The organism is Streptomyces venezuelae, from assembly GCF_008642335.1.
Lineage (GTDB): Bacteria > Actinomycetota > Actinomycetes > Streptomycetales > Streptomycetaceae > Streptomyces > Streptomyces venezuelae_F.
The window spans coordinates 1,630,596-1,655,028 of record NZ_CP029191.1; the positions used below are offsets into that span (position 1 = coordinate 1,630,596).

The 24,433-nt window shown below is 67.4% G+C and carries 22 protein-coding genes and 3 rRNA genes; 8 read left to right on the forward strand and 17 right to left on the reverse strand.

All coding sequences use genetic code 11. The features are described 5' to 3' along the window. Positions 1-13 precede the first annotated feature (13 nt). Positions 14-361 carry an alkyl sulfatase C-terminal domain-containing protein gene (locus tag DEJ49_RS07195; RefSeq protein WP_150183347.1) on the forward strand — a complete coding sequence of 116 codons (348 nt, stop codon included), beginning with the start codon at positions 14-16 and terminating at the stop codon, positions 359-361. Here the strand turns inward: DEJ49_RS07195 and DEJ49_RS07200 are convergent. The 3 genes from DEJ49_RS07200 to DEJ49_RS07210 are packed head-to-tail and all read right to left on the reverse strand — an operon-like array spanning position 345 to position 3,273. Further along, positions 345-1,208 (reverse strand): ABC transporter ATP-binding protein, encoded by an 864-nt coding sequence (locus DEJ49_RS07200; RefSeq protein WP_150183348.1) that lies wholly within the window; start codon positions 1,206-1,208, stop codon positions 345-347. The genes DEJ49_RS07195 and DEJ49_RS07200 overlap by 17 nt on opposite strands. Next, positions 1,205-2,233 carry a FecCD family ABC transporter permease gene (locus DEJ49_RS07205; protein ID WP_150183349.1) on the reverse strand — a complete coding sequence of 343 codons (1,029 nt, stop codon included), beginning with the start codon at positions 2,231-2,233 and terminating at the stop codon, positions 1,205-1,207. The genes DEJ49_RS07200 and DEJ49_RS07205 overlap by 4 nt, the downstream gene beginning before the upstream one ends. Continuing rightward, positions 2,230-3,273: a FecCD family ABC transporter permease gene (locus tag DEJ49_RS07210; RefSeq protein WP_150183350.1), complete on the reverse strand. Its 1,044-nt coding sequence runs from the start codon at positions 3,271-3,273 to the stop codon at positions 2,230-2,232. Before DEJ49_RS07210 ends, DEJ49_RS07205 begins: the two co-directional genes overlap by 4 nt. Positions 3,274-3,379: 106 nt before the next feature. On the opposite strand from DEJ49_RS07210, the gene DEJ49_RS07215 reads away from it, so the two are divergent. Next, positions 3,380-4,213: a siderophore-interacting protein gene (locus tag DEJ49_RS07215; RefSeq protein WP_150183351.1), complete on the forward strand. Its 834-nt coding sequence runs from the start codon at positions 3,380-3,382 to the stop codon at positions 4,211-4,213. A 37-nt stretch (positions 4,214-4,250) separates the two neighbouring features. On the opposite strand, the gene DEJ49_RS07220 is transcribed toward DEJ49_RS07215, so the two are convergent. Next, the gene (locus DEJ49_RS07220; protein WP_150183352.1) at positions 4,251-5,303 is read right to left on the reverse strand and encodes an HAD hydrolase-like protein; all 1,053 of its coding nucleotides are present in this window, start codon (positions 5,301-5,303) and stop codon (positions 4,251-4,253) included. A 72-nt stretch (positions 5,304-5,375) separates the two neighbouring features. On the opposite strand from DEJ49_RS07220, the gene DEJ49_RS07225 reads away from it, so the two are divergent. Next, positions 5,376-6,671, forward strand: a complete 1,296-nt coding sequence (locus tag DEJ49_RS07225; protein WP_150183353.1) for a DUF1015 family protein — start codon at positions 5,376-5,378, stop codon at positions 6,669-6,671. Between the two features lie 56 nt (positions 6,672-6,727). Here DEJ49_RS07225 and DEJ49_RS36305 read toward each other — a convergent pair whose 3' ends face one another. From DEJ49_RS36305 to DEJ49_RS07250, 6 genes are all read right to left on the reverse strand, one after another. Beyond that, on the reverse strand, positions 6,728-7,468 hold the full coding sequence (locus tag DEJ49_RS36305; protein ID WP_223833163.1) for a tetratricopeptide repeat protein: 741 nt from the start codon (positions 7,466-7,468) through the stop codon (positions 6,728-6,730). Further along, positions 7,360-8,586 (reverse strand): hypothetical protein, encoded by a 1,227-nt coding sequence (locus tag DEJ49_RS36310; RefSeq protein WP_223833264.1) that lies wholly within the window; start codon positions 8,584-8,586, stop codon positions 7,360-7,362. The genes DEJ49_RS36305 and DEJ49_RS36310 overlap by 109 nt, the downstream gene beginning before the upstream one ends. Before the next feature lie 183 nt (positions 8,587-8,769). Then, a 5S ribosomal RNA gene (gene rrf / locus DEJ49_RS07235) occupies positions 8,770-8,886 on the reverse strand. A gap of 138 nt (positions 8,887-9,024) precedes the next feature. Then, positions 9,025-12,146: ribosomal RNA gene (locus DEJ49_RS07240) — 23S ribosomal RNA — on the reverse strand. A 314-nt stretch (positions 12,147-12,460) separates the two neighbouring features. Beyond that, a 16S ribosomal RNA gene (locus DEJ49_RS07245) occupies positions 12,461-13,986 on the reverse strand. The 16S, 23S and 5S rRNA genes sit together here, the layout of an rRNA operon. A gap of 527 nt (positions 13,987-14,513) precedes the next feature. Beyond that, positions 14,514-15,155 (reverse strand): DNA-3-methyladenine glycosylase, encoded by a 642-nt coding sequence (locus tag DEJ49_RS07250; protein WP_150183355.1) that lies wholly within the window; start codon positions 15,153-15,155, stop codon positions 14,514-14,516. A gap of 161 nt (positions 15,156-15,316) precedes the next feature. Between DEJ49_RS07250 and DEJ49_RS07255 the strand changes: the two genes are divergently transcribed. The 3 genes from DEJ49_RS07255 to DEJ49_RS07265 all read left to right on the forward strand — a co-directional run bounded on the left by DEJ49_RS07255 (position 15,317) and on the right by DEJ49_RS07265 (position 17,361). Continuing rightward, a complete protein-coding gene (locus DEJ49_RS07255) occupies positions 15,317-16,099 on the forward strand; it encodes a sporulation protein (RefSeq protein WP_150183356.1) in 783 nt (260 codons plus the stop codon). Between the two features lie 48 nt (positions 16,100-16,147). Continuing rightward, on the forward strand, positions 16,148-16,687 hold the full coding sequence (locus tag DEJ49_RS07260) for a YbhB/YbcL family Raf kinase inhibitor-like protein (RefSeq protein ID WP_150166247.1): 540 nt from the start codon (positions 16,148-16,150) through the stop codon (positions 16,685-16,687). A 167-nt stretch (positions 16,688-16,854) separates the two neighbouring features. Further along, the gene (locus DEJ49_RS07265; RefSeq protein ID WP_150183357.1) at positions 16,855-17,361 is read left to right on the forward strand and encodes an HNH endonuclease; all 507 of its coding nucleotides are present in this window, start codon (positions 16,855-16,857) and stop codon (positions 17,359-17,361) included. A 28-nt stretch (positions 17,362-17,389) separates the two neighbouring features. On the opposite strand, the gene DEJ49_RS07270 is transcribed toward DEJ49_RS07265, so the two are convergent. The 3 genes from DEJ49_RS07270 to DEJ49_RS07280 all read right to left on the reverse strand — a co-directional run bounded on the left by DEJ49_RS07270 (position 17,390) and on the right by DEJ49_RS07280 (position 19,725). Beyond that, positions 17,390-18,328: an SPFH domain-containing protein gene (locus DEJ49_RS07270; RefSeq protein WP_150166251.1), complete on the reverse strand. Its 939-nt coding sequence runs from the start codon at positions 18,326-18,328 to the stop codon at positions 17,390-17,392. A 125-nt stretch (positions 18,329-18,453) separates the two neighbouring features. Continuing rightward, entirely contained in the window at positions 18,454-18,882 is a 429-nt protein-coding gene (locus tag DEJ49_RS07275; RefSeq protein WP_150183358.1) for an NfeD family protein, read from the reverse strand. A gap of 45 nt (positions 18,883-18,927) precedes the next feature. After that, entirely contained in the window at positions 18,928-19,725 is a 798-nt protein-coding gene (locus DEJ49_RS07280; protein ID WP_150183359.1) for an ABC transporter ATP-binding protein, read from the reverse strand. Positions 19,726-19,846: 121 nt separating this feature from the next. On the opposite strand from DEJ49_RS07280, the gene DEJ49_RS07285 reads away from it, so the two are divergent. Next, a complete protein-coding gene (locus DEJ49_RS07285; RefSeq protein WP_150183360.1) occupies positions 19,847-20,638 on the forward strand; it encodes a hypothetical protein in 792 nt (263 codons plus the stop codon). Positions 20,639-20,712: 74 nt separating this feature from the next. Here DEJ49_RS07285 and DEJ49_RS07290 read toward each other — a convergent pair whose 3' ends face one another. The 4 genes from DEJ49_RS07290 to DEJ49_RS07305 all read right to left on the reverse strand — a co-directional run bounded on the left by DEJ49_RS07290 (position 20,713) and on the right by DEJ49_RS07305 (position 23,248). After that, complete coding sequence (locus DEJ49_RS07290) at positions 20,713-20,961, reverse strand: chaplin (RefSeq protein WP_150183361.1); 249 nt, start codon at positions 20,959-20,961, stop codon at positions 20,713-20,715. A gap of 76 nt (positions 20,962-21,037) precedes the next feature. After that, positions 21,038-21,283 (reverse strand): chaplin, encoded by a 246-nt coding sequence (locus DEJ49_RS07295; RefSeq protein WP_150183362.1) that lies wholly within the window; start codon positions 21,281-21,283, stop codon positions 21,038-21,040. A gap of 146 nt (positions 21,284-21,429) precedes the next feature. Then, positions 21,430-22,110, reverse strand: a complete 681-nt coding sequence (locus tag DEJ49_RS07300; RefSeq protein ID WP_317850444.1) for a response regulator transcription factor — start codon at positions 22,108-22,110, stop codon at positions 21,430-21,432. Next, on the reverse strand, positions 22,103-23,248 hold the full coding sequence (locus DEJ49_RS07305; protein WP_150183363.1) for a GAF domain-containing sensor histidine kinase: 1,146 nt from the start codon (positions 23,246-23,248) through the stop codon (positions 22,103-22,105). The genes DEJ49_RS07300 and DEJ49_RS07305 overlap by 8 nt, the downstream gene beginning before the upstream one ends. Before the next feature lie 439 nt (positions 23,249-23,687). On the opposite strand from DEJ49_RS07305, the gene DEJ49_RS07310 reads away from it, so the two are divergent. Further along, positions 23,688-24,404, forward strand: coding sequence for a transglycosylase SLT domain-containing protein (locus tag DEJ49_RS07310; RefSeq protein WP_150183364.1), 717 nt, complete (start codon positions 23,688-23,690; stop codon positions 24,402-24,404). Positions 24,405-24,433: the final 29 nt, after the last annotated feature.

Here is a 24,433-nt window from a genome sequence, read left to right on the forward strand (position 1 = left end):
ACCGTCGATCACGATGGCGACCATGGCGGAGTGCCGTACGGCACTCGACAAACTCTCCGACAATCTCGCGTCGGCCGACGGCGACGTGCGCAGTGCCGCTGCCCTGAACCGCTCGCTGAGCTGCCACATCACCGATCTCGACGCCACCTTCACGGGCCGGCTCGAGAACGGCCGGATCACGGTGCTCGACAGCCACGAGGGGCCGCCGCGCGAGAAGGCGGAGATCCGTCTCGCGATGAGCGGGGACGATCTGCTGGCGATGGTGGACGGCGAGCTCAATTTCGCGAAGGCGTGGGCGTCGGGCCGGGTGAAACTGGAAGCGGGCTTCCGCGACCTGCTGCGCCTCAGGTCGCTGCTTTAGCGGTGGTGCGACGCCCGGCGCGCGCCGCGGGCACCACCAGCGGCGTCCCCGTCTCCGGGTCGTCGATGATCTGGCAGTCGATCCCGAACGCTTCCTGCACGAGCTCCGCCGTGACGATCTCGGACGGCGGGCCCTCGGCGAGCACCGCGCCGTCGCGCAGCGCGATGAGGTGCGTGGCGTAGCGGGCGGCGTGGTTGAGGTCGTGCAGGACGGCGACGAGCGTGCGGCCCTGCTCCTCGTGGAGCTCGGCGCACAGGTCGAGGACGTCGAGCTGGTGCTGGATGTCGAGGAACGTCGTCGGCTCGTCGAGGAGCAGCAGCGGCGTCTGCTGGGCGAGCGCCATGGCGATCCAGACGCGCTGGCGCTGGCCGCCGGAGAGCTCGTCGACGTACCGCTCGGCGAGCTCGCCCACGCCCGTCGAGGCCATGGACTCGTTGACGATGCGCTCGTCGTCCTCGGACCACTGCCGCAGCAGCCCCTGGTGGGGGTAGCGGCCGCGGGCGACGAGGTCGCCGACGGTGATGCCGTCGGGCGCGACGGACGACTGCGGGAGCAGCCCCAGCGTCCTTGCGACCTTCTTCGCCGGCATCGACTGGATGACGTTCCCGTCGAGCAGGACGCGCCCGGTGGACGGCTTCAGCATGCGGGACAGGGCGCGCAGCAGCGTGGACTTGCCGCAGGCGTTGGGGCCCACGATCACGGTGAAGGAGTTGTCGGGGATCTCGACGGACAGCTTCTCCGCGATGACGCGCTGGTCATAGCCGAGGGTGACGTCGTCGGCGATGAGCCGGTTCACAGCAGCACGCTCCTGGTCGTGGGGTGGTACGAGGTCGCGGCGGGGCTTCATATGCGTCCCGCCTTGCGCTGGCTGACGAGCAGCCACAGCAGGTAGACGCCGCCGAGCACGCCGGTGACGACGCCGACGGGCAGCTGGTCGGCGCCGAAGGCCCGCTGCGAGGCCCAGTCCGCGACGATCAGGAGCGTGGCGCCCATGAACATGGCGGGCATCAGGTTGGGTCCGGGCGCGCGCGTGAGGCGGCGCGCCAGCTGGGGCGCGGTGAGCGCGACGAAGCTGACGGGGCCCGCGGCGGCGGTCGCGGCCGCGGTGAGCAGCACGGAGGCGCCCAGGAGTACGAACCGGGTGCGTTCGACGCGTACGCCGAGCGAGTTCGCGACGTCGTCGCCCATCTCCAGCATCCGCAGCGGACGCCCGTACAGAAGTACGAGCGGTACGAGGACGGCGCAGAGCACGAGCAGCGGCCAGACCTGCTGCCAGTCGCGGCCGTTGAGGGAGCCGGTCATCCAGACCACGGAACGCGCGGCATCGACGAAGTCCGCTTTGGTCAGTAGGTAGCCGTTGATGGCGGTGATGAACGCGGAGACGCCGATGCCGACGAGGACGAGGCGGTAGCCGTGCACGCCGCGCTTCCACGCGAGCAGATAGATCGCGAGGCCGGTGACGAGACCGCCGACGAGCGCGCCCGCCGCGACCTGCACCGCGCTGCCCTGGAACAGGACGATCATGGTGAGCGCCCCGGCGGTCGAGCCCTGACCGAGGCCGAGGACGTCCGGGCTGCCCAGCGGATTGCGCGCGATGGACTGGAACAGCGCGCCGCCGAGCCCGAGGGCCGCGCCCACCAGGAGCCCGACGAGGACCCGCGGCAGCCGCAGGTCGTTGATGATGAACTCCTGCCCCGCGTCGCCGTTGCCGAGCAGGGTGCGGACGACGTCCGCGGCCGGGATGTCGAAGTCGCCGGTGCCGATCAGGACGACGCCCGAGACGAGCGCGGCGACCACGAGGAGGGTGACGACCACGGCCGTGCGGACGTCGAGACGGACGGAGAGGCCGCCCCGGGTGCGTATCGCCTTCACAGCTGGGCCACCTTGCGCCGACGTACGAGGAACACGAAGACCGGCGCCCCGATGACCGCGGTCACGATGCCGACCTGGAGTTCGGCGGGCCGGGCCACGACGCGCCCGACGACGTCCGCGCCGAGCAGCAGGACGGGCGAGAGGACGGCCGAGTACGGCAGGATCCAGCGCATGTCGGGCCCGGTGAAGGAGCGCACCATGTGCGGCACCATCAGGCCGACGAACACGATCGGGCCGCAGGCGGCGGTCGCGGCGCCGCAGAGCAGGGTCGCCGCCGCCATGGACAGGACGCGGGTGCGCGTGAGGTGGGCGCCGAGCGCGCGGGCGGTGTCGTCGCCCATGGCCATGGCGTTCAGCGGCCGGGCCAGGGAGAGGGCGAGCACGGTGCCGATCGCGAGGAAGGGCAGCACCTGCTTGATGGTGTCCATGTGGGCGGAGGCCAGCGAGCCGACGGTCCAGAAGCGCATCTTGTTCAGCGCCGCGCCGTCCATGATCATGACGGCCTGCAGATAGCCGTAGAGGGCGGCGCTGAGCGCGGTGCCCGCCAGCGCGAGCCGGACCGGGGTCGCGCCGCGCGATCCGCCGAGGAAGTAGAGCAGTACGCCGACGAGCAGCGCGCCGGTGAAGGCGAACCACACGTAGCCGCTGAGCGAGGTGACGCCGAAGAAGCTGATCGCGCTGACGACGGCGGCGGAAGCGCCGAGGTTGATGCCGAGCAGTCCGGGGTCGGCCAGCGGGTTGCGGGTGAGCGCCTGGAGTACGGCGCCGGAGAGGCCGAGCGCGACTCCGGCGAGCAGTCCGAGGAGGCTGCGGGCGAGTCGCTCGCCGACCACGACGTCCCCGTACGTCCCGGTGTCCTGGAACAGTCCGTGCCAGACCTGGTCCATGGACATCGATTTCGCACCGACCGCGATGCTCGCGAGGAACACGAACAGCAGGACGGCCAGCGCGACGAGCAACCCGACGCCGCGTATAGCGCGGCGTCCGGGGGGCGCGGCGGCGATCTCCGCGCGCGATTCTGGGGGACTGTCGACCAACACCTGGTTAGGTTAGCCTACCCTCGCACTGGGCTGGGATGACGGGCATCCCCAACCAGATGTCCGTCGGCACATACGTCGCCGTCCCCGACTCGAAGAGGCTCCAGCGATGACAGACTCCCCGTACCGGTTCTTCGACGTCGACGTGGTGCGCGCCGAGCACATCACCCCCGCCATGATCCGCGTGACGTTCACCGGCGCCGACCTGCCCGGCATGGCGACCGCGGGCCTCGACCAGCGCGTCAAGATCTTCCTGCCGCACCCGGGCCAGGACGCCCCGGTCATGCCGGACACCTCGTCGGGGGACGCCCTTGAGTGGTACGCCGCCTGGTGCGACCTCGACCCTTCGGTACGGGGCATCATGCGCACGTACACGACCCGTGAACTGCGCCGCGACCCGGACGAGCTGATCATCGACTTCGCGGTGCACAGCCCCGCCCCGTCGCCCGCCGACGGCCCGGCGACCAGCTGGGCGCGGACCGCGCGGCCCGGCTCCCGCATCGGCGTCCTCGCGCCGGTCGAGGAGGAGAACTCGGCGTACGACTTCCGCCTCCCCGACGACACGGACTGGCTGCTCCTGGCCGCCGACGAGTCGGCGCTCCCCGCCGTCGCCAACATCCTCGACACCCTCCCGGCAGGCCTGCCGACCCGCGTCTGGATCGAGGTCCACGACCTCGCCGACCGCCAGGAACTGCCCACCAAGGCGGACGTCGAGATCCACTGGCTGACGCGGTCGGGCACCACCGCGGACGCGATCCGCGGCACGGACCTCCCCGAAGGCACCCCCTATGCCTGGATCGCCGGCGAGTCCGCGACCGTCAAGGCCGTCCGCCGCCACCTGGTCGGCGACCGCGGCCACGACCGCAAGCGGGTCGCGTTCTCGGGCTACTGGCGGGCAGGAACGATTACGGACCAGCTGATCGACTCCGGCGAAGCCGCCTGACAAGCCCCGCGCGGCGCGCGGGCGCCCCGCCCGCACCTCACAACCCCAGCCGCGACAACGCCTTCCCCGCGTCGAGACCGCACGTCCCGTCCCCCGCCTCCGTCCAGGCCGCCGCGCACAACGCCCGCAGCCCGTCGATGGCCTCGCCCTCGCCGTCCAGCGCCAGCTCCTCGCCGCGCACCGAAGCGGTCCAGCCGCCGCAGCCGAAGCCGCCGTCCACCGGCGTGACCTCCGGCTGACCCGTGAGCATGCCGCGCAGATCCGCGTCCACATACGTCGGCCGGTGCTCGGGAGGCGCGGCGAGCAGCTGCGCGCCGTCCGTCACGCCGGTCAGCACGAGCAGCGAGTCCACCTCGCCGTTGAAAGCCCCCTCGATGTCCGTGTCGAGCCGGTCGCCCACCACGAGCGGCCGCTCCGCACCGGTCCGCAGGATCGTCTCCCGATGCATCGGGGGCAACGGCTTCCCCGCCACCCGCGGCTCCGCGCCCGTCGCGATCCGGACGACCTCGACCGCCGCACCGTTGCCGGGAGCGATGCCACGGGCGCTCGGAATCGTCAGGTCCGTGTTCGACGCGAACCATGGCACCCCGCGCGCGATGGCGAAACACGCCTCCGCGAAGCGCCCCCACGCCATGTCCGGGCCGCCATACCCCTGCACCACCGCCGCCGGATCGTCGTCCGCCGACTCGACCGGCTCCAGACCCCGCTCGCGCAGCGCGACCCGCAGCCCCTCCCCACCGATCACGAGGACCCGCGCACCCTGCGGCACATGCTCGCTCACCAGACGGGCCGCGGCCTGCGCCGACGTGATGACGTCCGATCCTTCGGTCGCGATCCCCAGCTCCGTCAGGTGCTCGGCCACCGCGTCCGGCGTCCGCAGCGCGTTGTTCGTGACGTACGCGAGGTGCATACCGCCGTCGCGCGCGGTGCCCAGCGACTCGACGGCGTGCGCGATCGCGTGCCCACCCGCGTAGACCACCCCGTCGAGGTCGAGGAGAGCCGTGTCGTAGACCTCACTCAGCGCCCGCTCGCTGCCATCGGGGCACGTCCTGACACGGTCACCCGCATTACCGCTCGCGGCCTGGCTCATTACGCATCGCTCCTCGCTCGATCCCACTCCCCCGATCATCGCTCATGCCACTGACACACATACGATGCCCTAATGAACACAGCGGGTCACAACGACGTCACCGGCCTCGATCTGATCCCGTTCCGGGGTGTGCGCTACGTCCCCGAACGGGTCGGCAGTCTCGCCGCGGTGACCTCACCGCCGTACGACGTGGTCGTACGGCCGGACGGCCTGCTCCACCTGGAATCCGCCGACCCGCACAACATCGTCCGGCTGATCCTCCCGCAGGCCACCACCCCGGCAACCCGCAACCAGCAGGCCGCCGACACCCTCCACACCTGGCTCGCCGAGGGCGTCCTCGCCCCCGACGCCGAACCCAGCCTGTACGTCTACGAACAGCGGGACAGCGAGATCCTGCAGCGCGGCGTCATCGGCGCGCTCCGCCTCTCGGAGGCCGCGGACGGCGTCGTCCTCCCCCACGAGGGCGTCATGCCGCACGTCGTCGAGGACCGCGCCGCTCTTATGCGGGCGACGTCCGCGAACCTGGAACCGCTGCTCCTGACGTACCGCAGCGACGACCCCGCCGACGGCGAGACCGAGCCCGACGGAGCGGTGGCCGTCGTCGAACGCACCGCCCGCCGCGAACCGCTCCTCTCGACGACCACGGAAGACGGCTTCCACCACCGCCTGTGGGCGGTCACGGACCCCGCGGAGATCGCCGAGATCCAGTCGGACCTCGCCCACCACCAGGCCCTGATCGCGGACGGCCACCACCGCTGGGCGACCAACCTGCGCCTGCGCGCCGAGCACCCGTCACCGAGCGCCTGGGACTACGGCCTGGTCCTCCTCGTCGACACGGTCCGCTACCCGCTGCGCGTCCGCGCCATCCACCGCTACCTCCACCGGCTGCCGGTCTCCGACGCCCTCGCCGCCCTCGGGGACTCCTTCCGCATACGAACCGTCGAAGGACCGCTCGACCACGCCCTCGAAGCACTGGCCGAAACGGCGGCGAAGGGCAACGCCTTCCTGCTCGCCGGCGACGGCGCCTTCCACCTCATCGACCAGCCGTCCCCCGAACTCCTCGCCCGCACGGTCCCGAACGACCACCCCGTCGCCTGGCGCACCCTCGACGCGACGGTCCTGCACTCCACGCTCCTCGACCACGTGTGGCAGATCCCGGACACCCCGGACCACATCGCGTACATCCACGACACCGCCGCGACGGTCGAGAAGGCGGAACGCGACGGCGGCACGGCGATCCTCATGCATCCGGTACGCGAGGAAGTCGTCCGCGACCTGGCCCGGCAGGGCGTCACGATGCCCCGCAAGTCGACATCGTTCGGCCCGAAGCCGGCGACGGGCCTGGTACTCCGGGATCTCACTTTCTGAAACGCAGAAGGGCGGGCCCCTCGGAGAGGAGCCCGCCCTTCTGTGGTGCCTACGCGTCAGTCCTTGTCGCGATCATCGGCCTCGTCCGCCTCATCAGCGTCACCGGCCTCATCGACCTCCTCATCAAGGTCGACGAACTCGACTCCGTCCAGCTCGGCGAGCCGGTCCGACGCGTCGGTGCTGCCGTCCTTGTCGGACTCGATGACCTTCGCGAACCACTCCCGCGCCTCGTCCTCGCGTCCGGCCGCGAGCAGTGCGTCGGCGTACGCGTACCGCAGACGGGCCGTCCAGGGCTGCACGGAGTTCGAGGCCAGCTCGGGGCTCTGCAGGGTGACGATGGCGGCGTCGATCTGGTCCAGGTCGCGGCGCGCCCCGGCGGCGACGAGCCGCATCTCGACCTGTCCGGCCTTGTCGAGCTTGTGCACCTCGGGGGCGCCGGCCATCTCCAGGGCCTTCTCGGGCCTGCCGAGCCCGCGCTCGCAGTCGGCCATGACGGGCCACAGCTCGACGCTGCCGGTCATGCGCCGCGCGGCACGGAACTCGGCGAGCGCTTCGCTGTACTTCTGGTTCGCGTACGCGGCGAAGCCGGCGGCCTCACGTACGGCGGCGACCCTGGAGGCGAGCCGCAGGGCGATCCGCGAGTAGGCGTACGCCTGCTCGGGCTCCTCGTCGATGAGCTTGGCGACCATCACCAGGTTCTTGGCGACGTCCTCAGCGAGCCCCTTGGGAAGGCTCTGCAGCTCCTGCTGTACGTCCTTGTCGATCTCGTAGCCCGTGACGTCCTCGGGGATCGGCAGCCGCCTGATGGGCTCGCGATCACGGTCGTCACGCCCGCCGCGGTATCCACCGCGGTCCCCGTCACGCCGGTCGTCACGCCCACGGAACCCGCCGCCACCGGGCCGCCCGCCACGGTCGTCACGACGCGGCCCGCGCCCGCGGTCGTCACGACCCCTGTCGTCACGACCCCGGTCGTCCCGCCCGCGGTAACCGCCGCCACGGTTGTCGTCACGGCGGAACCCACCGCGGTCGCCGTCACGCCGATCGTCACGACGCTCGAAGGGACGGTCGTCCCGACGGTCGTCCCGGCCTCGGAAGCCACCACCACGGTTGTCATCACGCCGGTCATCCCGACGGAAACCACCACGGTCATCACGGCGATCATCGCGACGAGGCCCACCGGACCGGTCGTCACGACGGAACCCACCGCGATCACCATCGCGTCGCTCATCGCGCCCGCGGTAGCCACCGCCGCCCCCGCCACGGTTGTCGTCACGCCGGTCGTCGCGTCGGTCGTCACGGCGGAACCCACCGCGGTCGCCGTCACGCCGATCGTCACGACGCTCGAAGGGACGGTCGTCCCGACGGTCGTCCCGGCCTCGGAAGCCACCACCACGGTTGTCGTCACGCCGGTCATCGCGCCGGAAACCACCACGGTCATCACGGCGATCGTCCCGACGAGGCGCACCGGACCGGTCGTCACGCCCACGGTAGCCACCGCCACCGCCGCCACGGTTGTCGTCGCGCCGGTCATCACGCCGGAAACCACCCCGGTCACCGTCACGCCGGTCATCACGACGCTCGAAGGAACGATCATCCCGGCGGTCCTCCCGACGGAACGCGGGCCGGTCGCCGTCACGGCGGTCGTCGCGACGGAACCCACCACGGTCGTTGTCGCGCCGGTCGTCACGACGGGGTCCACCGGACCGGTCGTCGCGCCGGAACGGCGGACGGCCGCCACGGTCACGGTCACCGTCGCGACGGTCGTCACGACGGTCGTCGCGACCTCGGTAGCCGCCGCCACCGCCGCGGTTGTCGTCGCGCCGGTCGTCACGACGGAAGCCTCCGCGGTCACCACCGCGGTCGCCGCGGTCGTTGTCCCGTCGGGGAGCCGCTCCGCGGTATCCGCCCCGGTCACCACTGTCCCTGCGGCGCTGGTCGCGCTCGGGTCGCTCGTCGGGAGAGTTGGGGGACATGGGTGACTCCTAGTCTTCGGTACCGCAGTCATTCTCGCGCAGCCGGGGTGCCGGCGCGCTTCGACAAAAACAAAAGGACCCCTGGTCCCAGCGTGAACGCTGGGACCAGGGGTCCTCCAAAGATTGTTCGGCGGCGTCCTACTCTCCCACAGGGTCCCCCCTGCAGTACCATCGGCGCTTTGAGGCTTAGCTTCCGGGTTCGGAATGTAACCGGGCGTTTCCCTCACGCTATGACCACCGAAACCCTATGAAATATCCCGCGGAAACGCAGGATCTCAAACAGGGCAGCGAACAAGCACACTTTTCAATTAATTAGTGACGCTGTTCAGCCGACACAACTGTTCGTTGTTTCAGAACCAACACAGTGGACGCGAGCAACTGAGGACAAGCCCTCGGCCTATTAGTACCAGTCACCTCCACCCGTTACCGGGCTTCCAGATCTGGCCTATCAACCCAGTCGTCTACTGGGAGCCTTAACCCCTCAAAGGGGGTGGGAATACTCATCTCGAAGCAGGCTTCCCGCTTAGATGCTTTCAGCGGTTATCCTTTCCGAACGTAGCCAACCAGCCATGCCCTTGGCAGGACAACTGGCACACCAGAGGTTCGTCCGTCCCGGTCCTCTCGTACTAGGGACAGCCCTTCTCAATATTCCTACGCGCACAGAGGATAGGGACCGAACTGTCTCACGACGTTCTAAACCCAGCTCGCGTACCGCTTTAATGGGCGAACAGCCCAACCCTTGGGACCGACTCCAGCCCCAGGATGCGACGAGCCGACATCGAGGTGCCAAACCATCCCGTCGATATGGACTCTTGGGGAAGATCAGCCTGTTATCCCCGGGGTACCTTTTATCCGTTGAGCGACGGCGCTTCCACAAGCCACCGCCGGATCACTAGTCCCGACTTTCGTCCCTGCTCGACCCGTCGGTCTCACAGTCAAGCTCCCTTGTGCACTTACACTCAACACCTGATTACCAACCAGGCTGAGGGAACCTTTGGGCGCCTCCGTTACCCTTTGGGAGGCAACCGCCCCAGTTAAACTACCCATCAGACACTGTCCCTGATCCGGATCACGGACCGAGGTTAGACATCCAGCACGACCAGAGTGGTATTTCAACGTCGACTCCACGAACACTGGCGTGCCCGCTTCACAGTCTCCCACCTATCCTACACAAGCCGAACCGAACACCAATATCAAACTGTAGTAAAGGTCCCGGGGTCTTTCCGTCCTTCTGCGCGAAACGAGCATCTTTACTCGTAGTGCAATTTCACCGGGCCTATGGTTGAGACAGTCGAGAAGTCGTTACGCCATTCGTGCAGGTCGGAACTTACCCGACAAGGAATTTCGCTACCTTAGGATGGTTATAGTTACCACCGCCGTTTACTGGCGCTTAAGTTCTCAGCTTCGCACGCCCGAAAGCGCACTAACCGGTCCCCTTAACGTTCCAGCACCGGGCAGGCGTCAGTCCGTATACATCGCCTTACGGCTTCGCACGGACCTGTGTTTTTAGTAAACAGTCGCTTCTCGCTGGTCTCTGCGGCCACCCCCAGCTCAGAGTGCAAGACTCATCACCGGTGATGGCCCCCCTTCTCCCGAAGTTACGGGGGCATTTTGCCGAGTTCCTTAACCATAGTTCACCCGAACGCCTCGGTATTCTCTACCTGACCACCTGAGTCGGTTTAGGGTACGGGCCGCCATGAAACTCGCTAGAGGCTTTTCTCGACAGCATAGGATCATCCACTTCACCACAATCGGCTCGGCATCAGGTCTCAGCCTCGTGTGCGACGGATTTACCTACCGCACGGCCTACACCCTTACCCCGGGACAACCACCGCCCGGGCTGGACTACCTTCCTGCGTCACCCCATCACTCACCTACTACAAGTCTGGTCCGTCGGCTCCACCACTCCCCTTTGCCCGAAGGCTCCGGGGCGGCTTCACGGACTTAGCATCGCCTGATTCGATGTTTGACGCTTCACAGCGGGTACCGGAATATCAACCGGTTATCCATCGACTACGCCTGTCGGCCTCGCCTTAGGTCCCGACTTACCCTGGGCAGATCAGCTTGACCCAGGAACCCTTAGTCAATCGGCGCACACGTTTCTCACGTATGTATCGCTACTCATGCCTGCATTCTCACTCGTGAACCGTCCACCACTGCCTTCCGGCGCAGCTTCACCCGGCACACGACGCTCCCCTACCCATCCCAGCACCCGTTGGGGCTTATTGCTGGAATGACACGACTTCGGCGGTACGCTTGAGCCCCGCTACATTGTCGGCGCGGAATCACTAGACCAGTGAGCTATTACGCACTCTTTCAAGGGTGGCTGCTTCTAAGCCAACCTCCTGGTTGTCTCTGCGACTCCACATCCTTTCCCACTTAGCGTACGCTTAGGGGCCTTAGTCGATGCTCTGGGCTGTTTCCCTCTCGACCATGGAGCTTATCCCCCACAGTCTCACTGCCGCGCTCTCACTTACCGGCATTCGGAGTTTGGCTAAGGTCAGTAACCCGGTAGGGCCCATCGCCTATCCAGTGCTCTACCTCCGGCAAGAAACACACGACGCTGCACCTAAATGCATTTCGGGGAGAACCAGCTATCACGGAGTTTGATTGGCCTTTCACCCCTAACCACAGGTCATCCCCCAGGTTTTCAACCCTGGTGGGTTCGGTCCTCCACGACCTCTTACAGCCGCTTCAACCTGCCCATGGCTAGATCACTCCGCTTCGGGTCTTGAGCGCGCTACTGAATCGCCCTGTTCGGACTCGCTTTCGCTACGGCTTCCCCACACGGGTTAACCTCGCAACACACCGCAAACTCGCAGGCTCATTCTTCAAAAGGCACGCAGTCACGAGGATGGAGCAAGCTCCATCCCGACGCTCCCACGGCTTGTAGGCACACGGTTTCAGGTACTATTTCACTCCGCTCCCGCGGTACTTTTCACCATTCCCTCACGGTACTATCCGCTATCGGTCACCAGGGAATATTTAGGCTTAACGGGTGGTCCCGCCAGATTCACACGGGATTTCTCGGGCCCCGTGCTACTTGGGTGTCTCTCAAACGAGCCGCTGACGTTTCGACTACGGGGGTCTTACCCTCTACGCCGGACCTTTCGCATGTCCTTCGTCTACATCAACGGTTTCTGACTCGTCTCACAGCCGGCAGACTGTGAAAGAGAGATCCCACAACCCCGTATGCGCAACCCCTGCCGGGTCTCACACGCATACGGTTTGGCCTCATCCGGTTTCGCTCGCCACTACTCCCGGAATCACGGTTGTTTTCTCTTCCTGCGGGTACTGAGATGTTTCACTTCCCCGCGTTCCCTCCACACTGCCTATGTGTTCAGCAGCGGGTGACAGCCCATGACGACTGCCGGGTTTCCCCATTCGGAAACCCCCGGATCAAAGCCTGGTTGACGACTCCCCGGGGACTATCGTGGCCTCCCACGTCCTTCATCGGTTCCTGGTGCCAAGGCATCCACCGTGCGCCCTTAAAAACTTGGCCACAGATGCTCGCGTCCACTGTGCAGTTCTCAAACAACGACCAACCACCCATCACCCCACTGGAAAACCAGTGAGTGCACCGGGGTCGGCATCCCGAAGGACAGGCTTTACAGCCCGTACCCTCAGATACCCAACAGCGTGCCCGACACCCTTCACCGCTTCCCTCAACGCTCCACGCTCTGACGAGCAGTACTAGAAGGAGAAGACGATCAAGTGTGCCGAGTAGTCAACGTTCCACCCATGAGCAACCACCGTCGAACGTTTGCCGACGTAGTGGCCTCTGACCGAGCGGACTCGGTAAGAAGTGCTCCTTAGAAAGGAGGTGATCCAGCCGCACCTTCCGGTACGGCTACCTTGTTACGACTTCGTCCCAATCGCCAGTCCCACCTTCGACAGCTCCCTCCCACAAGGGGTTGGGCCACCGGCTTCGGGTGTTACCGACTTTCGTGACGTGACGGGCGGTGTGTACAAGGCCCGGGAACGTATTCACCGCAGCAATGCTGATCTGCGATTACTAGCAACTCCAACTTCATGGGGTCGAGTTGCAGACCCCAATCCGAACTGAGACCGACTTTTTGAGATTCGCTCCACCTCACGGTATCGCAGCTCATTGTATCGGCCATTGTAGCACGTGTGCAGCCCAAGACATAAGGGGCATGATGACTTGACGTCGTCCCCACCTTCCTCCGAGTTGACCCCGGCGGTCTCCTGTGAGTCCCCATCACCCCGAAGGGCATGCTGGCAACACAGAACAAGGGTTGCGCTCGTTGCGGGACTTAACCCAACATCTCACGACACGAGCTGACGACAGCCATGCACCACCTGTACACCGACCACAAGGGGGCGACCATCTCTGGCCGTTTCCGGTGTATGTCAAGCCTTGGTAAGGTTCTTCGCGTTGCGTCGAATTAAGCCACATGCTCCGCTGCTTGTGCGGGCCCCCGTCAATTCCTTTGAGTTTTAGCCTTGCGGCCGTACTCCCCAGGCGGGGAACTTAATGCGTTAGCTGCGGCACCGACGACGTGGAATGTCGCCAACACCTAGTTCCCACCGTTTACGGCGTGGACTACCAGGGTATCTAATCCTGTTCGCTCCCCACGCTTTCGCTCCTCAGCGTCAGTAATGGCCCAGAGATCCGCCTTCGCCACCGGTGTTCCTCCTGATATCTGCGCATTTCACCGCTACACCAGGAATTCCGATCTCCCCTACCACACTCTAGCTAGCCCGTATCGACTGCAGACTCGGGGTTAAGCCCCGAGCTTTCACAATCGACGTGACAAGCCGCCTACGAGCTCTTTACGCCCAATAATTCCGGACAACGCTTGCGCCCTACGTATTACCGCGGCTGCTGGCACGTAGTTAGCCGGCGCTTCTTCTGCAGGTACCGTCACTTTCGCTTCTTCCCTGCTGAAAGAGGTTTACAACCCGAAGGCCGTCATCCCTCACGCGGCGTCGCTGCATCAGGCTTTCGCCCATTGTGCAATATTCCCCACTGCTGCCTCCCGTAGGAGTCTGGGCCGTGTCTCAGTCCCAGTGTGGCCGGTCGCCCTCTCAGGCCGGCTACCCGTCGTCGCCTTGGTGAGCTTCTACCTCACCAACAAGCTGATAGGCCGCGGGCTCATCCTTCACCGCCGGAGCTTTCAACCCTCTCCCATGCGAGAGAAGGTGTTATCCGGTATTAGACCCCGTTTCCAGGGCTTGTCCCAGAGTGAAGGGCAGATTGCCCACGTGTTACTCACCCGTTCGCCACTAATCCCCACCGAAGTGGTTCATCGTTCGACTTGCATGTGTTAAGCACGCCGCCAGCGTTCGTCCTGAGCCAGGATCAAACTCTCCGTGAATGTGTACCGGTAATCCGGTGACACAGCACGAGAGCGGAACGGTCGGGAGGAATAATCCCGTCCGTTCACAGCGTCCTCGCTGTGTTTTTTCAAAGGAACCTCCAACTCACCGAAGTGAGCCGGGGTTATCAACATATCTGGCGTTGACTTTTGGCACGCTGTTGAGTTCTCAAGGAACGGACGCTTCCTTTGTACTCACCCTCTCGGGCTTTCCTCCGGGCGCTTCCCTTCGGTATTTCGTGTTTCCAACCTTACCAGATCCGTTTTCCGTTCCGTTTCCGGTTCGGATTTCATTTCCGGTGGCCGCTGGAGGGCCTTTGCCTTTCGGCGTGTTCACTACTTTAGCGGATTCCCTCCGCAACTCATAATCGAGTTTCGCGAGTTCGAATTACGGCATGCGGACACGCCGAATAAGACCCCGCCGAGGGGAAGTTGTCAGGTAGTGGTTGGCCGCTTCCGGGCTGACGGCAGATTGCCGTACCCGGTTCAAGCGACTTGGACTACCTTACGGAGGCACCAAGGCCGCGTCAAGTTCGGCGGCGGCGGGGGACGTGGGCCCGATAGGGGCTGACCGTAGGGTCGTTGGTCATCCAGAAGCGCCACGGGTGGACGCCGCCCTCCCCCGCGACGCCCGTGCGGGGTCCGCTGCTGACCTGGTCGGACGGGGTGGGTGTGCCGGTCAGTACGGAGAAGGGGGACGACGGGTCCCCGCAGACGTCGGCGCCGTCGAGCCGGCGGTCCACGTCCAGGGCGGTGGCCAGGCGGGCGGGGCCTTTGGCCAGTTCCTTGTCGTTACGGGCCGAGAGTCGTCGTTTGCGGGCGAGCTCCATGCCCTCGGTGATCTCGCCCGCACGCAGCAGGACCGCGCCCGCCTTGCCCTCGGGACCGCACACCAGGTTCATGCAGTGCCACATGCCGTAGGTGAAGTAGACGTACATGTGTCCGCCCTGTCCGAACATCACGCTGTTGCGGGCGGTGCGGCCGCGGTAGGCATGGGAGCCGGGGTCGACCTCGCCGGCGTACGCCTCCACCTCTGTCAGGCGCACTTCGATCGGGCCGTCAGCGGAGTCCCGTACGAGGATCCGGCCGAGCAGGTCCGGGGCGACCTCCAGGACCGGTCGGTCGAAGAAGTCTCGGGTCAGGGGCGTACGGTCAGGGCTCGCGATCATGCCGTACGAGCGTAATGCACTTGTCTTCATCCATGGGTGGCCCACGGGCCGCCGGGTTGCCAGGGTGAGGGTGCGGAACCGCGGACGGTTCCCTCGCGTTTCTATCGATCAAGTATTCAAGTCGCGACGAGCCACAGGCGGCGGCCTGGGGATGGAGTGTCATGGGGTTCAAGAAGCTGCTCGCGAGTCTGGGTGCCGGTGGCGCCTCGGTGGAGACCGTGCTGGCCGAGGTCAACGTGGTTCCGGGCGGCGTCGTCCAGGGTGAGGTGCGGATCCAGGGCGGTTCGGTGGACCAGGAGATCGAGGGTCTCTCCGTCGGTCTGCAGGCACGGGTCGAGGTCGAGAGCGGCGACCAGGAGACCAAGCAGGACATCGAGTTCACCAAGGTGCGGCTCGGCGGTGCCTTCACGCTGCGGGCCAATCAGGTGCACGCCGTCCAGTTCACCCTGGAGATCCCGTGGGAGACCCCGGTCACGAGCATCGACGGGCAGCAGCTGCGCGGCATGAACATCGGTGTGACCACCGAGCTGGAGATCGCGCGCGCCGTGGACTCCAGTGACCTGGACCCGATCAACGTGCACCCGCTGCCGGCGCAGCAGGCCATCCTGGACGCCTTCATCCAGCTGGGCTTCCGCTTCAAGAGCGCGGACATGGAGCGCGGTCACATCCGCGGTACGCGGCAGAAGCTCCCCTTCTACCAGGAGATCGAGTTCTTCCCGCCGCAGCAGTACCGCGGTCTCAACCAGGTCGAGCTGAGCTTCGTCGCCGACGACCGCGAGATGGACGTCGTCCTGGAGATGGACAAGAAGCCGGGGCTGTTCAGCGAGGGCAGCGACTCGTTCCGCTCGTTCAAGGTGGGGCTGAACGACTTCCAGGGCACGGACTGGGCGGCGTACCTGAACGAGTGGCTGTCCCAGGTCGGCAGCAAGCGCAACTGGTTCTAGGCTCGGAAGGGATCAGCAAGACCCGGCAATCAACCAGGAGGTGCCTACGTGAGCGAGCTCAAGAGGCCGCCGCTTCCCCACGACTTCCATCCGCCCGTGCCGTCCTTCACGGTCACGAGCGAGGACTTCGAGCCGGGTGCGGTCCTCAAGGACGCTCAGGTCTACGCGGCCGGGAACACCTCGCCGCAGCTGCGGTGGGAGGGCTTCCCGCCGGAGACCAAGAGCTTCGCCGTGACGTGCTTCGACCCGGACGCCCCGACGGGCAGCGGGTTCTGGCACTGGACCGTCTTCGACATCCCGGTCTCGGTGACCGAGCTGCCGGGCGGTGCGGGCAGCGGGAAGTTCGAGGGGCTGCCCGAGGGCGCGGTGCAGGTGCGCAACGACTTCGGGACGAAGGACTTCGGGGGTGCGGCGCCGCCTGCGGGCGACCGGCCGCACCGTTATGTGTTCACCGTGTACGCGGTGGACCAGGAGAAGCTGGGTCCCGACTCGGACGCGCCGCCCGCTTTCGTGGGCTTCAACCTCCGGTTCCACACGCTGGCGCGCGCCCAGGTGATCGCCGAGTACGCGGCTCCCGCGGAGAGCTGAGTGACTGTCAGGTACTGAGTGTTCACTCAGTGTTTGCCCGCCTCTGGTCATGGAAGTGATCAGAGGCGGGCATTTTTTATTGCGTTGTCCATCTCGGCGTGCCCGGCCAGAGTTGATCCCCAGCCCGCCAGCCGGTGGGCCGGTGCATACGGGAGGTGGGCAGGTTGATGCGGGACACGCTGGTGCTGAACGCGAGCTTCGAGCCGCTCTCGACGGTGTCGCTCAACCGGGCCGTCGTTCTGGTGCTCCAGGACAAGGCCGTGGTTGAGCACGCCCACCCCGGACTGCGTGTGCGCGCGGCGGCGATCGACATACCCGTGCCCCGGGTGATCAGGCTCTGCAGATACGTACGGGTGCCGTTCCGAAGACAGGCACCGTGGTCGAGACGGGGCGTGCTGGTCAGGGACCGGCACCGGTGCGCGTACTGCGGGAGGCGCGCCACGACCGTGGACCACGTGGTGCCGCGGTCGCAGGGCGGCGCCGATTCCTGGCTGAACACGGTCGCCTCGTGCGCGCTGGACAATCACCGCAAGGCGAACCGGACTCCGGAGGAGGCCGGGATGCCGCTGCTCCGGCAGCCGTTCGAGCCGACACCGGCCGACGCGATGCTCCTGTCGCTCGGCAGGGACGAGCTGGCCTCGCTGCCGGAGTGGCTGGCGCAGCCCGCCGCCTAGCGTCCCTGCCGCGTACGGATCGTGCGTATCAGTCGATCGGGGGCTGTTCGCGGCGCTCGGTGGCGGGGGCCGAGCCGCCGGAACCGCCGCCCAGCGGGCCGAAGTTGCCGAGCGCGCCGCCGAGGCCCTTGAGGGCGTCGCCGATCTCGCTGGGCACGATCCAGAGTTTGTTGGCGTCGCCCTCGGCGATCTTCGGGAGCATCTGGAGGTACTGGTAGGACAGGAGCTTCTGGTCGGGGTCGCCCGCGTGGATCGACTCGAAGACCGTGCGGATCGCCTGGGCCTCGCCCTCGGCGCGCAGGGCGGCGGCCTTGGCCTCACCTTCGGCGCGCAGGATCGCGGACTGCTTCTCGCCCTCGGCGCGCAGGATCTCCGACTGCCGCACACCCTCGGCCTGGAGGATCGCGGCGCGCTTGTCGCGGTCGGCGCGCATCTGCTTCTCCATCGAGTCCTGGATGGAGGTCGGCGGCTCGATCGCCTTGAGCTCGACGCGGTTGACGCGGATGCCCCACTTGCCGGTCGCCTCGTCGAGGACGCCGCGCAGGGCCGCGTTGATCTCCTCGCGGGAGGTGAGGGTCCGCTCCAGGTCCATGCCACCGATGATGTTGCGCAGGGTGGTGACGGTGAGCTGCTCGATCGCCTGGATATAGCTGGCGACCTCGTACGTCGCGGCCCTGGCGTCGGTCACCTGGTAGTAGATGACGGTGTCGATGTTGACCACCAGGTTGTCCTGGGTGATCACGGGTTGCGGCGGGAAGGGGACGACCTGTTCACGCAGGTCGATGCGGTTGCGGATCGAGTCGATGAACGGGACGACGATGTTCAGTCCGGCGTTCAGCGTGCGGGTGTAGCGGCCGAAGCGCTCGACGATGGCGGCGCTGGCCTGTGGGATGACCTGGATGGTCTTGATCAGGGCGATGAATACCAGCACCACCAGAATGATCAGGACGATGATGATTGGTTGCATCGTGGTTCCCCGTACCCTTCATGCCTCGGTGTTCCCGAAAGATTCCGCGTTCCCGAAAGATTCCGCGCGGCCGCGAAGATCTTGCTGGTCGAGTCTGTCAGACCGTCGTACCGCCCGTGGGGCATTCACATGACGACGGCCGTCGCTCCGTCGATCTCGACGACGTCGACCTCCTGGCCGGCTTCGTAGGCACGGTCGGTGTCCAGGGCGCGGGCCGACCAGATCTCACCCGCCAGCTTGATGCGTCCGCCGGAGCCGTCGACCCGTTCGAGGACGAGCGCGGATCTGCCCTTCAGGGCGTCGACTCCGGTGACCAGTTCGGGTCGGTCGGCCCGGTGCCGGGTCGCGATGGGGCGCACGACGGCGATGAGCGCCACCGATACCGCGGCGAAGACGACGACTTGGAGCACGGCGCCGCCGCCGAGGCCCGCGGTCACGGAGGCCGCGACGGCGCCCACGGCGAGCATGCCGAGCTCCGGCATCGCGGTCAGTACGAGCGGGATTCCGAGTGCGGCGGCCCCGATCAGCCACCACACCCATGCGTCGATGTCCACGTGGTCATCGTAGGACCGCGGGTCCCTCCGGGGACAGGGCGCCGATCAGCTGAGCGGGAGGCCCGTGGCGGTCCAGCGGTCATTCTTCTGGTCCACGACGAGCGGGAGACCGAAGCAGAGGCTGAGGTTGCGGGAGGTGAGTTCCAGCTCCAGCGGGCCCGCGGCGAGGACCTTGCCCTGGCGGATCATCAGGACGTGGGTGAAGCCGGGCGCGATCTCCTCGACGTGGTGCGTGACCATGATCATGGAGGGGGCGATCGGGTCGCGGGCGAGGCGGCCGAGGCGGCGTACGAGGTCCTCGCGGCCGCCGAGGTCGAGGCCCGCGGCGGGCTCGTCGAGGAGGAGCAGCTCGGGGTCGGTCATCAGGGCGCGGGCGATCAGGGTGCGCTTGCGCTCGCCCTCGGAGAGGGTGCCGAACCTGCGGTCGAGGTAGTCGCTCATGCCGAGGCGGTCGAGGAAGGCGCGGGCGCGCTGCTCGTCCACGTCCTCGTAGTCCTCGTGCCAGCCGGCGGTCATTCCGTAGGCGGCGGTGAGGACCGTCTGGAGGACGGTCTGGCGCTTGGGCAGCTTCTCCGCCATCGCGATGCCGGCGACGCCGATGCGCGGGCGCAGTTCGAAGACGTCCGTGCCGGGCTTGCCGAGGGTCTCGCCGAGGATGGTCGCGGTGCCGGTGCTCGGGTAGAGGTAGCTGGACGCGACGTTGAGGAGGGTGGTCTTGCCGGCGCCGTTGGGGCCGAGGATGACCCAGCGCTCCCCTTCCTTGACCGACCAGGAGACCTGGTCCACCAGAGCCCGGCCCTCGCGGACCACAGATACGTCCTCAAGCTCCAGTACATCGCTCATGAGCGCGCTGTCTCCCATTGCAGTCTCGGTCGTCGCTCGCGCCTGTGGACGCGGCCCCCGGATAAAACCTACGCCACCGGCCGACCGTTCCTGTCGTGAGCCCGGTCCTTAGGCTGTGTGCATGCTCTCGGAACCACGCTCAGGACGCCTGGCCGCATGGGGAAATGCCCTTTTGGCCGGACTTGTTTCTCCGGATGACGCCGTGCTCGCGATGGTCGGCGACGACGCGGTGCACCGGGTCGAAGGACTTCCCGGGGAATCCGGCCCGGTCGGGCTGACCCTCGCGATGGGGCGGCTGCGCTCCCTGGGGGTGACCGGTCTGCGGGTGGCGCTGCCCGCACCGGGGCATCCGCTGGGGCTGAGCGGGCCGCCCGAGTTCAACGCGCGCGCCCTGGAGGCGGAGGAGGCGGTCGTCGGTTTCGGCGCGCCGTACGGTCTCGTGCCCGAGGTGTACGAGGCGGGGCCCGACGGCGACGTACATGTGGAGGTCGTCTGGCACTGTCTGACGGTGCGTGAGGCGCCGCCCGCCGACGTGCCCTCGCTGGGCGAGGCGGAGCGGGAGCTCGCGGAGGCGCTGCGGGAGGCGACGGAGGTGCTGTCGCGGCTCGATGTCGCCGGGTCGGGGCCGGTGGCCGAGGCGGCGCTCGACGCGTACCGGGCACGGGCGGAGCGCGGGCGCGAGCTGCTTGCGCCGGGCTACCCGCCGCGGGCGGTGAGAGTGCTCGAGCTGGCCCAGCGGGTCGGTCTGCTGATCTCACTGGCGTACGAGAACGGGCCCGGCGGGGCCGTGAGCGCGTCGGAGATGGCCGCGCGGGGGCAGGCGTTGCGGCCCGTGGAGCGGACGGCGCGGCGGGCGCAGGTGGCCGCGTACAACGCGTATGTGGAGGAGCGGGAGCGGGGCGGCGGGCGCTGAGAGCCGGTCCCCGTGCAATGACGCGGGCCCCGCGGACCTTGTCGGTCCGCGGGGCCCGCGCCGGGGCTTGTGCCTCAGTGGTTCACCGTGTGGTTGGCGAACGCCGGGTTGAGGACGCCGATGACGTTCACGCTGTTGCCGGTGGCGTTGACCGGGACGTCGACCGGCACCTGGACGAGGTTGCCGGAACCGACGCCCGGGGACTTCGTGGCGACACCGTCGGCCTGGGCGTCCGAGGTGGCGGAGGCGACTCCGGCGGACGCGCCCGCGGCGAGACCGGCGGCGACGACGGCGAGGGCGGCCTTCTTGGCGATGCTGTTCATGGGACGTGCTCCTCCTGCTGACATGGGCGACCCCGGAGATGACGGGGTCAGGGGGCGTGCTGCTCGCAGGATGCGATCAGAAGTTCTTGCAGACGTTGCCGAACACCGGGTTGAGGCCGCCGATGACGGTGACGGTGTTGCCGCAGGCGTTCACCGGGACGTGGACCGGGGCCTGGACCAGGTTGCCCGAGACGACACCGGGGGAGTTCTTGGCGACTCCGTCGGCGTGCGCGCCACCGTGGGCGGAAGCCATGCCGGCGCCGGCCGCAACCAGGCCGCCGGCCACCATCGTGACGGCAGCGGCCTTCTTCAGGTTCTTCACTTCTACGTTCCTCCTGAGCAGAAGCTGCGGCCAGCCGCCGCAGCACGCACTGGAGAACGCCCGAACGTCCCGGGGGATACGCCATCCGGGGGACATCCACACGACGGTATGAATCTCAGACCGCAAGTCGACGGTCGACGGAGCTCTCAGCCGGCCACGCCGTGGCGTACGGCCCAGAGCGCGGCCTGGGTGCGGTCGGCCAGGTCCAGCTTCATCAGGATGTTCGAGACGTGGGTCTTGACGGTCTTCTCTGAGAGGACGAGGGCGCGGGCGATCTCGCGGTTCGAGCGGCCGTCGGCGATGAGGCCGAGGACCTCGCGTTCGCGCTCGGTGAGCGAACCGCCCCTGCCCTGCCCGCCGCCCGTCTCCTCCTGGGAGAGGAGGGCGCCCGCCACCTCGGGCTGCAGGAGCACGTGCCCGGCGTGCACGGAGCGGATGGCGCCGGCGAGGGCGTCCGGGTCGATGTCCTTGTACACGTATCCCGCCGCGCCGGCGCGCAGGGCCGGGACGACCGTGCGCTGCTCGGTGAAGCTGGTGACGATGAGCACGCGCGCGGGGTTGCCCAGTTCGCGGAGCCTGCGCAGCGCCTCGACGCCGTCCATGCCGGGCATCTTGACGTCCATGAGGACGACGTCCGGCTTGAGCTCCTCGGCCTGTGCGACTCCTTCGGCGCCGTCCGACGCCTCTCCGACGACGTCGATGTCGTCCTGGATCTCCAGGAACGTGCGCAGGCCGCGCCGGACCACCTGGTGGTCGTCGACCAGCAGCACCCGGATCCCTGTCCCCTCATTGACCGCGTTGACCGTGTCGCGCACCGCGTCAGCCACCGGGCACCTCCATCTCGATCGTCGTGCCCTTGCCGGGCTCCGATTCCACGGTCAGCCGTCCGCCGACCCCGCTCGCCCGGTCCCGCATGGAGACCAGGCCGAGGTGGCGCCCCGCGCGCCGGACCGTCCTCGGGTCGAAGCCCGAGCCGTCGTCGACGACGCGCAGGGCGGCACCGGCGCCGCGCTTGTCCAGGAGCACGGCGACGTGCTCGGCGCCGGAGTGACGCAGAGCGTTGTGCAGGGCCTCCTGGGCGACCCGCAGCATGGCTTCTTCCTGGGAGGCGGGCAGGGCCCGCACTCCGTTGCTCTCGAAGGTGACCTCGGCGGAGTGCGCACGGTGCAGCACCTGGGTGTGGGTGCGCAGGGTGGCCACCAGGCCGTCCTCGTCGAGGGCGGCGGGGCGCAGCTCGACGACGGCCGCGCGCAGTTCGTCGGCGGCTTCGGCGGCGAGCACCGCCACCTGCTGCAGTTCGCCCTTGGCCCGGCAGGGGTCGCGGTCCACCAGGGCGGTGGCGGCCTGGGCGGTCAGGCGCAGCGAGAAGAGTTTCTGGCTGACGGCGTCGTGGAGTTCGTGGGCGAGGCGGGAGCGTTCCTCGGCGATGGTCAGCTCGCGGCTGCGCTCGTACAGGCGGGCGTTGGTGAGGGCGATGGCGGCGTGCTGGGCGAGGATGGCGAGGAGTTCGGCGTCGTCCTCGGTGAAGCCGCACATCCCCTGGGGCTTGGGGCACTTCTTGTTGGCGAGGAAGAGGGCGCCGAGCGTCTCGTCGTCGGAGCGGATGGGTACGCCCAGGAAGTCGGACATGTCCGGGTGGGCGGAGGGCCAGCCGCCGAAGCGCGGGTCCTCACGCACGTCGCCGAGGCGGACGGTCTCGCCCTTCTGGAGCATGGAGGCGAGGATGCCGTGCTGCCGGGGCAGGGGGCCGATGGCCTTCCACTGGTCGTCGCTGACTCCGTCGACGACGAACTGGGCGAAGCCGCCGTGGTCGTCGGGGACCCCCAGCGCGGCGTACTCGGCGTCGAGCAGCTCGCGGGCCGAGGCGACGATCGTCTTGAGGACGTCGCGCACCTCGAGGTGCCTGCTCATGGCGAGGAGCGCGGAGCTCACCGCGGTCAGGCCGGATCGGGGTCCTTGACTCATGGACACACGCTACCGGCGGGGTGTCACCGTGCGTATCCGACCTGTGGAGGCCTGCGCCTAGGGCGCGGGGCCTAGGTCCATGGTCCGTACGCGACCTCTGGGCACTCCTCACGGAGAGCGTTGCTCGGGCAACTCTTGGTGAGACTGTTACGCGTTCGATGTGAGCCCGCGCATAGGACGCACATCACGTACGAAGGTCCCTAGGAGATAAAGAATCCCTTTATGTCACGGGGATGCGTGCCACCGGAGGCTTGTACGGATCCGCTGATCCACTATGCGCGATCGTACGTCACACCTTTGCCACAGATTTTTGCGGCCGCTAAGAATTGCTCCCGTCGCTCGGCGCCGCGGTCTCTGCACCGCGGCGTTTGTGCCGGAGAAGCACCTTGTCCCCCGCCGGCCCAGAGCGACCTCCGCTATCCGAAGAGGTCCATCTCGCATGTCCAAGTACAGCCTTCCTGGTCATAGTCGCTCGACCGTGACCAAGAGCCAGAAGCTCTCGATCGCCGGTGTCGCCACGCTCGGCGCCGCCGCCCTCGCGTTCTCCCTCGTGCCGGGCAACTCCGAGGCCACCACCCAGGCCGCGGGCGACGTCTCCCCCGTCGCCTTCTCCGCGGGCACCGACGCGCAGCAGGCCGTCCACGCCAGCGTCTCGAAGCAGCAGTCCAACGCCGACAAGCAGGCCAAGGACGCCGCCGAGAAGGCCAGCGCCGAGAAGAAGAAGGCCGACGAGGCCAAGAAGCGCGCCGACGAGGCCGCCGCGAAGAAGAAGGCCGAGGACGAGCGCAAGGCCAAGGAGGCCGCCAGCCGCGCCGCCGCCCGCAAGCCCGTCTACGCCAACAACCTCGACGGCTGGATCCGCCAGTCCCTCGACATCATGAAGGCCAAGGGCATCCCCGGCACCTACGAGGGCCTGCACCGCAACATCATCCGGGAGTCCTCGGGCAACCCGAACGCCGTGAACGGCTGGGACATCAACGCCATCAACGGCACCCCGTCGATCGGCCTGCTCCAGGTCATCCAGCCGACGTTCAACGCGTACCACGTCGACGGCACCTCGACGAACATCTACGACCCGGTCGCCAACATCACGGCCGCGGCCAACTACGCCGCCGACCGGTACGGCTCGATGGACAACGTGAACGGCGCCTACTGAGCCTTGATCGCCTGATCACTGGACCTCTT

Bases quoted from the DNA above. Each gene is read 5' to 3' on its own strand.
- DEJ49_RS07290 (WP_150183361.1), bottom strand. From the start codon at position 20,961: ATGAACAGCATCGCCAAGAAGGCCGCCCTCGCCGTCGTCGCCGCCGGT.
- DEJ49_RS07280 (WP_150183359.1), bottom strand. From the start codon at position 19,725: ATGAGCGATGTACTGGAGCTTGAGGACGTATCTGTGGTCCGCGAGGGC.
- DEJ49_RS07200 (WP_150183348.1), bottom strand. From the start codon at position 1,208: ATGAAGCCCCGCCGCGACCTCGTACCACCCCACGACCAGGAGCGTGCT.
- DEJ49_RS07265 (WP_150183357.1), top strand. From the start codon at position 16,855: ATGCGGGACACGCTGGTGCTGAACGCGAGCTTCGAGCCGCTCTCGACG.
- DEJ49_RS07310 (WP_150183364.1), top strand. From the start codon at position 23,688: ATGTCCAAGTACAGCCTTCCTGGTCATAGTCGCTCGACCGTGACCAAG.
- DEJ49_RS07270 (WP_150166251.1), bottom strand. From the start codon at position 18,328: ATGCAACCAATCATCATCGTCCTGATCATTCTGGTGGTGCTGGTATTC.
- DEJ49_RS07220 (WP_150183352.1), bottom strand. From the start codon at position 5,303: ATGAGCCAGGCCGCGAGCGGTAATGCGGGTGACCGTGTCAGGACGTGC.
- DEJ49_RS07305 (WP_150183363.1), bottom strand. From the start codon at position 23,248: ATGAGTCAAGGACCCCGATCCGGCCTGACCGCGGTGAGCTCCGCGCTC.
- DEJ49_RS07285 (WP_150183360.1), top strand. From the start codon at position 19,847: ATGCTCTCGGAACCACGCTCAGGACGCCTGGCCGCATGGGGAAATGCC.
- DEJ49_RS07250 (WP_150183355.1), bottom strand. From the start codon at position 15,155: ATGATCGCGAGCCCTGACCGTACGCCCCTGACCCGAGACTTCTTCGAC.
- DEJ49_RS07195 (WP_150183347.1), top strand. From the start codon at position 14: ATGGCGACCATGGCGGAGTGCCGTACGGCACTCGACAAACTCTCCGAC.
- DEJ49_RS07215 (WP_150183351.1), top strand. From the start codon at position 3,380: ATGACAGACTCCCCGTACCGGTTCTTCGACGTCGACGTGGTGCGCGCC.
- DEJ49_RS07255 (WP_150183356.1), top strand. From the start codon at position 15,317: ATGGGGTTCAAGAAGCTGCTCGCGAGTCTGGGTGCCGGTGGCGCCTCG.
- DEJ49_RS07225 (WP_150183353.1), top strand. From the start codon at position 5,376: ATGAACACAGCGGGTCACAACGACGTCACCGGCCTCGATCTGATCCCG.